Here is a 4085-nt window from a genome sequence, read left to right as displayed (position 1 = left end):
AATTGAGGTAGTCCGCCAGCCCGAGCTTGTCAGCAGTTTGCCGTCAAAGTAATAGGATATGTCCCATTTCCCTTTCTCACAGCCGATACGGACGGAAGTCCTGCCCGATATAAGCTCCCAGCCGCCGTCGGGAAGCCTGTTTATGGCTGGGCGGAAGCCCTTGTCCACATTAAGTACGAAGGAGGGCTTTTTGCGGGCAGCTCCCCTGAAATGCTCTATACTTACCTTTATGCTGTTTTCGAGGACAGATGTAAAGGTCACGGTCAGCACAGGGCCGCCGAGTGTCATCCCCCTGTTTGAGACATGATAAGGCGTAGCCCATACCGTCACCGACCGCTCGTCCGCCTCCGTCTCGTATATCTGCGAAGCCCAGTGTACATTATAGCCCTTCTTGTTCATCCAGAAACCATCTGATACTTTCATAAATGTATTCTCCCCTTGATTTGTACGTACAACTTTTCGCGCAGCCGTACATTGTCTTGACTTATATCTTAATAATAACATCTTTTCCGAAAGTTTGCAATAGATAATCGAAGCAGATGATGCTATTCATAAAATCTTAAACCGAAGGTGCATATTCCGAATAATACAATTATAATAGTAATATTTGTTTTAATTATTCCGACCTGTAAATATTTGATGCTGTTTTAACAAATCGGCACAATGCATAGAATTGTAAATACAAATTGAGCAGCCTGACAGTCCCGTATTCTGAAACCACTCTATCAAATCAGCTGATTATAACATATTGTGCATATTATTATTCGTTTTGAATAATAGCACTTTTGTGCGGAAAATACCAAATTCTAAACCTAAAATGTTTTAATTTCTATATTTTTTAGATACATCTGCATTTTGTACACCTAATCATTGTTTTTGGGGTTGAATTTATCAGTACAAATATAGTAAAATACTTGTAACAGCATGAAATGATATAAATAATATCATTACGTTGAACGAAAAATATACACTTTTTACGAGGAGGAGAATGTATGAAAGTAAAAAAGATAGTTGCAGGCCTTACGGCTGCAAGCTGCCTTTCAGGAGTGATTACAGTCTTGCCTGACGTAGTTTCGCGCACCTATGCTGCTGAGATCGTTTATAACGACTTCGAGCGCAACTACGAGGGCTGGTACGGCGAAGGGGATAATGTTGAAGTAACCGCTCAGCTGGGAGAGGGCTTCGGCACTTCACGAGGCATGAAGGTCACAGGACGAAACTCAGCTTCACAGGGCGCAGCTTCATCAAAGGGACTCTATCTCTTTGGCGGAGACAAATATACCTACAGCGTTAAGGTCTACAGCGAAACAGCTGAAAAATTCAATTTTTCACTTCTTGTCATCGACGAGAAAACAGGCAGGGAAACAACTGTAAAACTCGATTCCAAGAATGCAGCCGCAGGTGAGTGGACAGAACTCAAGGGCAGCTACACGGCTCCCAAGGACAGCTATGAGTTCAAGCTCAGCATCACCAATGATTCCACAAACGACTTCCTTTTTGATGAATTCCTCATCACAGGCGACAAGGAAGCTCAGGAAGCACACGCTGCTCCCTCAGGCAAGGGTCTCAAGGACGAGTTCGCAAGCTATTTCCGCGTAGGCAATATCTTCAACAGAGGAACTATCAGCAACAGCGGTATCCAGGGCATCATCCTCAAGGATCACAACGCTGTGGAGTGCGAGAACGAGACAAAGCCCGATGCAACTCTGGTACAGAGCGGTTCATCGGATACAAACATAAAGGTATCCCTCAGCAGCTGTGCTGCTATCTGCGATTTCTGCGTAAAGAACAATATCGCATTCAGAGGACATACCCTTGTATGGCACAGCCAGACCCCCGAGTGGTTCTTCAAGAGCAACTTCCAGCAGAACGGAAGCTGGGTAGACAAGAGCACCATGAGCAAGCGTATGGAAAGCTATATCCAGCATATGTTCGAGGCATTCGCAACACAGTATCCCGACCTTGACCTCTATGCATACGACGTATGCAACGAGTGTATCTCCGATGCAGGCAACGGCGGTCCGAGAGGCGGCGGCTACGGCAACGGAAATTCACCGTGGGTACAGGTATACGGCGGCAACGGCTTCATCGAGGAGGCCTTCACCTACGCAAGAAAGTACGCTCCTTCCACCTGTAAGCTCTTCTACAACGACTATAACGAGTTTGCCGACGGCAAGAAAAACAGTATAATCAACTCTATCCTCAAGCCTCTCAAGGCTAAGGGAGTTCTTGACGGTATGGGAATGCAGTCACACGTAAATGCTGCTGCAAGCAATGCGTGGGGCGATACGAATTCTTACCTCAAGGCTATGGACGATTACCTCAATCTCGGTATCGACGTTCAGGTTACAGAGCTCGATATCAGCGTTGAGAACGGAAAGTACTCATATCAGGATCAGGCAAACAAGTACAAGGCTATCTTCCAGCACGCTATGCAGTGGAACAGCGCGGGTCACGACAACAAGGTAACCCTTGTTCAGATCTGGGGTCCTAATGACGCAAACTCATGGCTCAGCTCGGGAAGCAACGGCCTTCTCTATGACGCAAGCAACCAGCCAAAGGCTGCTTATACAGCTCTTACAAGCCTCGTTCCCGACAGCGAGTGGGGCGAAGGCAAGCCTTACACAGGTCCCGGAAGCAGCGGATTTACTCCAAAGCCCGTTGAGCCTGCAAAGGTTGACGACGACGGCTACTGGTTCCACAGCACATTCGAGAGCGGTACCGACAGCTGGTCAGGCAGAGGCGCTGCTTCTGTCGATACAAGCAGCTCCGCCAAATACTCAGGCAGCAAGTCACTCTATGTAAGCGGCAGAACAAATTCATGGAACGGCGCTGCCATCTCACTCGACTCAAGAGCATTCGAGGCAGGCGAGACATACAGCTTCTCGGTAAACGCTATGACCAATGAAGGCGGAGATACTACCGAGTTCAAGTTCACTCTCCAGTATGACGACGCTTCGGGCACAGCAAACTACGATCAGATCGCACTTGCTTCCGCTCCGAAGGGTGAATGGGTACAGCTGGCAAATACAAGCTATACTCTTCCTGCAGGCGGATCAAACTTCCAGATCTATGTTGAAACAACAGATGAGAACGAATACGTTGATTTCTTCATCGACGAGGCTATAGGCGCTCCTTCAGGCACAAGCATCGACGGCGCAGGTCAGCCAAAGGTACGCAAGGTCACACTTGGCGACCTCAACTTCGATGAGAAGATCGACTCACTTGATATGATAACCGCAAGAAAGGGACTCATCAAGGGCGGCTTCACAGATTCAATGACTCAGAAAGCAGCAGACGTTGACCAGAGCAAGGAATTTGACGTAACAGACCTCGTTTGTCTCCAGGAATTCATTCTTGGCAAGATCAAGGAATTTCCCGTAAACAAACCCGCAGTCCCCACACTTGATGTTTCACAGTACGAGGCTAAGTTCAGCGGCGTTTCACTGGCAGAAAGCTTCAAGAAGGAAAGCGAGAACAACCCGATCTATACTCAGCGTTTCGGCGCAGACCCAGGCTGGATGGTATATGACGGCAGACTTTACGTTTACACAACAGCTGATGAATTCGCATACAAGAATGGTCAGCTTATTGAAAACGATTATTCTTCAGGCTATATCAACTGCTTATCAACAGCAGACCTTGTAAACTGGACAGACCACGGTCAGATCCCTGTTGCAAAGACAAGAGTAAACGGCACACCTATTGCAAGATGGGCTAACAACGCATGGGCTCCCGATGCAGCATGGAAAACAATCAACGGACAGGATAAGTTCTTCCTTTACTTTGCAAACAACGGTTCAGGTATCGGTGTTATCACAGCTGATGACCCGACATTCACCAAGAATGTAAAGGATCCTCTCGGACATGAGCTCATTTCCAGAAACACACCTAACAGCAACGTAACATGGCTCTTCGATCCCGGCGTTTACTATGATCCTGATACAGATACAGGTATCATCGCATACGGCGGCGGTGTTCCCGACGGACAGGCTGCTAATACAAAGCAGGGACGTATCGCTAAGCTTGGCAGCGACATGATCTCGATCGTAGGTACTCCTATTGATCCCGGCACACCTTACCTC

1 protein-coding gene and 1 pseudogene are annotated in these 4085 nt (G+C 47.5%); one reads left to right on the top strand and one right to left on the bottom strand.

The window, feature by feature from the left end:
* A pseudogene (locus K5677_RS04280) lies at positions 1-423 on the bottom strand (alpha-xylosidase); the annotation flags it as partial.
* 569 nt (positions 424-992) lie between these two features.
* On the opposite strand from K5677_RS04280, the gene K5677_RS04275 reads away from it, so the two are divergent.
* A partial coding sequence (locus tag K5677_RS04275; protein WP_296725073.1) for an endo-1,4-beta-xylanase occupies positions 993-4085 on the top strand: 3093 nt, incomplete at its 3' end.

The organism is Ruminococcus sp., assembly GCF_024684275.1.
The sequence above is the reverse complement of the archived record's forward strand: the minus strand, read 5'-3'. Positions and strand labels throughout refer to the sequence as shown.